Raw genomic sequence first — 7,049 nt, 5'->3', positions numbered from 1 at the left:
CGGAAATCACCTTCATTTGACTTAGTAGTGTTCACAAAGAGTCCCTTGACCATTTAGTTTTTCAACACTATGAAATCAAAACCATAAAGAGTCGTGGTTTTGATTTCATAGTGTATTATTAATAACGTATCATTCCTATGCAAAGACCAATTAGCACCAATAAATAAGGGGGTATTTTCCAACGCATTAAGCACCATAAAAACATGGCTGCTATCACAATATCTAACCCATTTTCAATTGTCTCTGTAGCAATAGGATGAAAAAATGCTGCCGCTAATATTCCAACAACCGCTGCATTTGCGCCTGCTATAGCCCCTCTTAATCCAGGGAATCGATTTAGCGCTAGCCAAAATGGCAATGCTCCGATTATAAGTAAAAAAGCAGGAAGAAAAATAGCTATTGTTGCTATAATGGCACCCGGTACTCCAGCAATCATCATACCTATGTAAGAGGCAAACGTAAATAATGGACCTGGGACTGCCTGGGTCATTCCATAACCTGTTAAAAAATCGGAAGAACTCATCAGTCCACTTTGTACAAATTGCACTTCTAGCAAGGGCAATACTACATGACCGCCCCCAAATACTAAGGCACCTGATAGATAAAACTTTTCGATCAACATAAACCATTCATGTTGCATAAATGGACTAATAGCTGGTAAACCAATTAGAAGTAGGACAAACAATATTAATAAAATGAACCCTGCTTTTTTGGAAATAGGTACAACTGTTATATGATGATCCATTTCACCTGTAATTTTAATAAATCGAAAGCCTATAAGGGCAGCAAGACTTATAACCATTACCTGTGATAATGGATGTATCCATAAAAGCACTACTCCAAGTGCAAACAAGGCTATTATTAAATGCCATATGCTAGCAATCAACTTTCTGGACATATCTAAAATTGCCTGTGCAACAATCGCAACAGCCACTAATTTTAAGCCATGGACCCAGCCCATCTCTATCTGCGTCGAAAAATATGCGAATGCAATCAGCAGCAAAACTGACGGTAATGTAAAACCAATAAAAGACGCTATACTCCCAACTATTCCTCCTCTTACTAAGCCAATACCCATTCCTACCTGACTCGATGCTGGACCAGGTAGAAATTGGCTAAGTGCTACAAGCTGACTGTAATCATTTGCTGATAACCACTTACGTTTTTCAACATACTCATTTTGAAAATAACCTAAATGTGCAGTTGGTCCACCAAAGGAAGTACAGCCTAATTTAAAGGAAACTAAAAAGATCTCCCATAACCTTCGCAACAACCTCACTACTTTCCATGTAATATATCATTATCTTACATGGTGTAATCGTGCTTTTAGATTAAAGTATTGTAAAGATTAATGAATAATCCAGCAAAGCTTTAAGAATTTCTTATTTTTTTAATTTTAATTTTTGAACCAAGCTCTTTTCCACCTGTAGCAATTGGAATTAAATGATAACTTTTTTCTGTCAAATATAGGGCATCGAGTCGAACTCCCCATTGTGTATATTCTTCATTTAATGGATACGCAGCATTAAAGCGCCATAATTCTCCTGATGTGGATTGAATATTAAATTGTATGGAATCATTCAATAGGGCTATGTCAGAATGGAAATAAATCGTTGTTGAAATTGGCGTAGAAACAACCTTGTCGATCGTTATTTGTTGACCATCTATAAGCTTCACCTTTTTTTTCACTGAAAAAATGTTCCTATCTTCTTGTAATTGCTTCTGTGATGCTTCTACTTGAAAGTTCCATGGCTCGTCAATCATCTTTTTCCCGTTCCAGTCATTAAAACGAATATCTAAATTTAATGTTTCATCCTTTGGTAATTCACTTAATTTGACACTGCTGTAAATAGTATAAGTTTTATCCGATTGCGCGATGGATTGCCCTCCATTTCTTACCGTAAACTCTTTTCCATTAATCAATACTTGTGGAAAGAAAAAAATTTGATAGTCGAAATGTGTATCTTTTTCTGGTTTAAAGGTAGCGTTTAATAAAATCTGATTGTCATCCACTATTACTTCATTTAAGGTCAAACTTCCAAGGCTATTTTCAGTGGTTTTACCGACAACTGTTTTATAGGTTTCAAAGTTTAATTCCTTATTAAATAAATAGTAAAGTACAATAATACCAATCATTAATATAAAAAATAACACTACAACAAACCATATCTTACGCAATCGACTACCCTTTGACTGACCTTCAACTAGAAGCATATCATTAGACATCATGTACACCTCATTTTTTAGAAAGTTATCTACACAAATGCGTTTTATTTATTGTAGTTGTTAAATGAACATTATATAACCTGAACGAATTAATGATTGTCACACCGTGTCCCCTCATACAATGGGTATTGATCAATAGCAATTTTAGAAAACCATGGAGAAATTATTTTTAAGACTTTTTTTGAGATCAAATGAATAGCAAGGAGGACTAACGCTGAAAAAGAAAATTGCTTATTTAGGAATTGTTTTATTTTTCATTGTTGTTTTAGCATTTGGTGCCTATAAGTTAATGAATGCTAGAGACTATCAACTTTTTGGTAAAATTACCTCTCATATTGACACTACAGACAAGGTTGTAGCACTTTCTTTTGATGACGGTCCAACTAAAAATGTCAACTCAATTTTAACATTACTGGATGACTATGATGCTAAAGCAACCTTTTTTTTAATCGGAAAGGATATTGAAGAAAATTTAGAAGAAAGCAAAAAAATTGTAAATGCTGGTCATCAAATTGGCAATCATACCTATTCTCATAAGCGAATGGTCTTTAAGAGCCCTACCTTTTACAAAAATGAAATTGAAAAAACAGACGAGCTTATAAAAAACATTGGCTATTCAGAAATCCCACCTGTTCGACCACCATATGGGAAAAAGCTATTGGGATTTCCGTTTTATTTAAGTAAAACAAATCGTGATACAATAACGTGGAATTTGGAGCCTGACTCTTTCTATACAACGCCTGATGAAAAAATTAACTATGTGAAAGAGTATATACAACCTGGCTCGATTATTTTAATGCATCCCATGTATGACAATACAGACAATGAACTGCAAGCGATCGAAGGTATTTTGCAGTCACTTTCTGAGGATGGTTACCGCTTTGTCACCATTAAAGAACTACAGGACAAATCATAGAATCTGCACAAGTAATGCAGATTCTTTTTTCATGAATAGCAGATTACTATTTAAAGTGTGTCGCTCTAATTATCAATCTTTATGATAAATAGTCTAAAAGTATTACAATTTTCTAATTATTATTTCATTTCAAAACTATTATTAAAATAGTAATTTTAATAACTTCCTTTCATCTTCACAAAAATCTCCTTCCCTCATTTTTTGTAATAATTTGCTTATAAACGCTCTAAAAAACCTTTTAAATATATATTTTTAAAAATTCATGCACCTTAATAATAATTTTCATATTTCCTCCAAAACAAATCGGATTATTCAGAAATGTAAAATAATATTTTTTCAGGAAAATATAAATTCATTTTTGTTATTTTATGTTATTATAATTTTAGAAAAACGACCTATTTTTGAAGAACAAAAAATAGAGGGAATATGAACTATAAAGGATGATGAATATGAAAAAAATTCAACAATTATTCCAAAGTGAAGATGGAAATATCCAGCAAAGGGAAATATTTTTATCGCTATTAGAGAAAATTGTTTCCTCTCTAGATGCATTAAAAAATCCTAATAAAACGTCTCTTGGACCAATTAAAGAGCGCTCCTCTAATTTTTACCAAGAATTAATGCAAAACAATCAAATAGCAAATACAGGTGTTGGACTCGATCAGGTTGTAGAAGAGCTTACACAATTGATGCAAGGACATCCTTATCATACGCGTAATTTTGTCACGAATGTTTTACCAATGGCCAGCATCCCCGGTATATTGGGTCAGTTTACAAATGCCCTCCTGAACGGTAACAATCTATGGGATGTATATGGACCTGCTGCCGCAGAGTGTGAAGTAAAAGTTATAGCAATGATGTCGAAGTTAGTAGGCTATGATTATACTAAAAGTTTCGGCTATACAACTTGGGGTGGTCAAGGGGCTGTATTTAGTGGTCTTCGTCTTGCCATTGCTAAGCAATTTCCACAGGCAAAGGAAGAGGGTGTTCCAAATAATTTATATTGCTTTGCATCAGAAAATGCACATTATAGCCTTTTAAAATCGGTGGAAGCAGTAGGTATAGGAAGCAAGCATTTAGTTCGAATAAAAGCGGGAAAAGACCATTCCATGGATATCAATGACTTACAGAATCGAATGACAGAGGTTATCGAAAACGGTGGAATTCCAGTCTATATAGTAGCCACAACAGGTGCTACGGATCAATTTGCTATTGATGATGTACAAGCCATTAAAGAAATTACAACAGGTCTTGAGAAGAAATATGCCTTAAAACCAATACATATCCATGCCGATTCCGCTCTGGGAGGCTTTTACGCATTTTTCAACGATTACGACTTTACTGCAAATCCTCTTCAATTAGAGGCAGATGTATTACAGGGACTAGCACATATTCGTACACGTATGCAGCATCTAGCAATCGCAGATAGTCTATGTTTTGATTTCCAAAAGCTTGGTCAGACACCATATTTAACAAGCTTATTCCTAATAAAAGAAGGTAACAGTCTACAGTTACTTGATATTGAGGACTTTGATACACCATATGTCGGCAATCGCGGTTATGGCTCCTACCATACAGGCTACACATTAGAGTGCTCACGAATGGGAAGCTCGATAGCTATTTATGCTGCTTTACAGGCATTTGGTAAAGAAGGCTATCAACAAATATTAGCCAATTATGTACGTGTTAACTTAGCATTTCGAGCACAATTAGCGGAGCATACATCAATGCTTCAAGTAGTAAATGAAACAAATATTGGACCAGTTACAGCCTTTCGTCTATATCCAGAAGGCTATAATTGGCACACCGAGCAGGCAGGTGGCTATAGTCAAGACCAAATTGAATATATAAATGCGATTAATGCCTCTTTATTTGAGATTATAGGAGAGGATCGAGACGAAGTATTTTTCGGTGATACAACACGTGTTTGCACTGTCAGCGCGAGTGATACAAAGCAGCAAATGCCAGTTGCAGTAGCAAAATTCTTTGCTATTTCTCCCTATACTGAAACAGAACATATACGTAATATGATTCATTTCCTGCAACAGAAGCTAAATGTATTGGAGGATGCTAAAGTTGAATATAATCACTAAATTCAAGGGTTCCTTACTCTATAAATATATTGCAAGTTTTACAATTCCCATTGCTATTATTTCCATCATGTTTAGTGTGGTATTATTCTTAACGTCTTATCGAATTATCGATAACTTTGTTATTACACAATTTGAATCATCTCTAGAGATTGTATCTAATTCTATTTTTGAAGATATAGAAAAAAATGATGCCATTGCTGCAGACAACGGGAATCATCAAAAATATGAACAACTACTAAAGCAATTAAATAGCACAGTCAAAACATACGATATTGAAAATGCGTATATCCTTTCTCGCTCTAATGGAAAGGAGCATATTGTTGCTTTAAGCAATAAAGACAATTATAAGGAAGATTATGTTTTCGATAAAAAAATGAATGCTGCTTTAGACTCTGGTACTATTCAAACAAGCGATATTTATCAAGATGAATATGGTATTCATAAATCTATTTTTATACCATTTAAAAACACGGATATTTTATTCGGTATAGATATGGATGCTTCCTTTATCTCTAAGCTGCAAACAGAGACACTTTGGATATGTATCATTATGACTGTGATTTTCATCCTATTTGGTATTATTGTTGCTTATTTCATTAGCATCGGTATTACTAAGCCAATTAAAAAGATGACGGGTTATGTCAGCAGGGTGGCCAAGGGAGATTTAGCTGTTGAATCTATACAAATCAAAGGTTCCAATGAAATTGCTCAGCTATCAGCGGGCATTGAAAATATGACAGATGATTTACGCTTACTTATTCAGCAAATCGCTGAAAACGCTGAGCAAGTTGCTGCCATGTCAGAAGAATTAACAGCAAGCTCTGAGCAAACAAGTGCATCCATACAGCAAATTACATCTTCCATGCAGGAAGTTGCGGCTGGTTCAGAAAAGCAAACATCCTCCATTGAAGAAGTTGAAAATCATATTATAGCAATCTCTACAAAGATGACTGAAGTCGTTTCGAGCGTCAATGATGTAGCGACTAAGGCAGTCAGTGCATCCACAATTTCTGAAAAGGGCAATATGACAATTCAAAGTGCGACTGAGAAAATGGCTGTCACTTCTACTGCTATTCAAGAAACTTCAGTAGTTGTCAAACGTTTAAGTACATATACAAATGAAATTGGTGACATTGTAACCTTAATTAACGAGATTACGGACCAAACCAATTTACTCGCGTTAAATGCATCCATTGAAGCAGCAAGAGCTGGGGAACATGGTAAGGGCTTTGCTGTTGTTGCAGAAGAAGTACGTAAGCTTGCTGACCAATCATTAGCAGCAACTAACAGTATTCGAACACGTATTGAAACCATTAAGGAGGAGTCTGCACAGGCTGTAAAATCTATGGCAATTAGCAGCAGTAATCTCGAGGAAAGCTCAACAACCTTTCATGCATCTGGTGAGGCCTTTGGAGAAATTTATGCACATATTACGGAGCTAACGCAGGAAATGAATCATGTCAATTCGATCATTATCAATATGAATCAAGGTGTGAACAGCATTGCTAACTCTGTAGAAGAAGTTGGCGTAGTAGCCGTTCAAGCATCAGGAAATATTCAAAATGTAGCAGCAGCGGCTGAGGAACAATCCGCGAGCATCGAAGAAATTACTGCCTCCTCTAATAATTTAGCGGAGATGGCTCAACAGCTTCGTCATATCATACAAAAATTCCAGCTATAAAAACTAAAATCGTTCTTCATCATAAAATCCGCTATACTTTCACAGAAATATAGCGGATTCATGTTGTTGAAATACTATTATGTCAATGAAATCAAGGTGACAAATTAAAAAGTATAGCCCTTTTTCAAAACGA

5 protein-coding genes are annotated in these 7,049 nt (G+C 35.1%); 3 read left to right on the top strand and 2 right to left on the bottom strand.

The features are described from left to right. Positions 1–118: 118 nt before the first annotated feature. Together chrA and AC3WOM_RS26200 are read right to left on the bottom strand one after the other, a co-directional pair. Positions 119–1,270 carry a chromate efflux transporter gene (chrA, locus tag AC3WOM_RS26205; RefSeq protein WP_492449012.1) on the bottom strand — a complete coding sequence of 384 codons (1,152 nt, stop codon included), beginning with the start codon at positions 1,268–1,270 and terminating at the stop codon, positions 119–121. 101 nt (positions 1,271–1,371) lie between these two features. Beyond that, a complete protein-coding gene (locus tag AC3WOM_RS26200; protein WP_492449010.1) occupies positions 1,372–2,229 on the bottom strand; it encodes a DUF4179 domain-containing protein in 858 nt (285 codons plus the stop codon). A gap of 211 nt (positions 2,230–2,440) precedes the next feature. Here AC3WOM_RS26200 and AC3WOM_RS26195 point away from each other — a divergent pair, with 211 nt between their 5' ends. From AC3WOM_RS26195 to AC3WOM_RS26185, 3 genes are all read left to right on the top strand, one after another. Beyond that, the gene (locus tag AC3WOM_RS26195; protein WP_492449015.1) at positions 2,441–3,142 is read left to right on the top strand and encodes a polysaccharide deacetylase family protein; all 702 of its coding nucleotides are present in this window, start codon (positions 2,441–2,443) and stop codon (positions 3,140–3,142) included. Positions 3,143–3,591: 449 nt separating this feature from the next. Next, on the top strand, positions 3,592–5,235 hold the full coding sequence (locus AC3WOM_RS26190; RefSeq protein WP_492449008.1) for a pyridoxal phosphate-dependent decarboxylase family protein: 1,644 nt from the start codon (positions 3,592–3,594) through the stop codon (positions 5,233–5,235). Next, on the top strand, positions 5,219–6,916 hold the full coding sequence (locus AC3WOM_RS26185) for a methyl-accepting chemotaxis protein (RefSeq protein ID WP_427543573.1): 1,698 nt from the start codon (positions 5,219–5,221) through the stop codon (positions 6,914–6,916). Before AC3WOM_RS26190 ends, AC3WOM_RS26185 begins: the two co-directional genes overlap by 17 nt. The last annotated feature ends 133 nt before the right edge of the window (positions 6,917–7,049 follow it).

Source organism: Lysinibacillus sp. FW301-JW8, assembly GCF_058788755.1.
The sequence above is the reverse complement of the archived record's forward strand: the minus strand, read 5'-3'. Positions and strand labels throughout refer to the sequence as shown.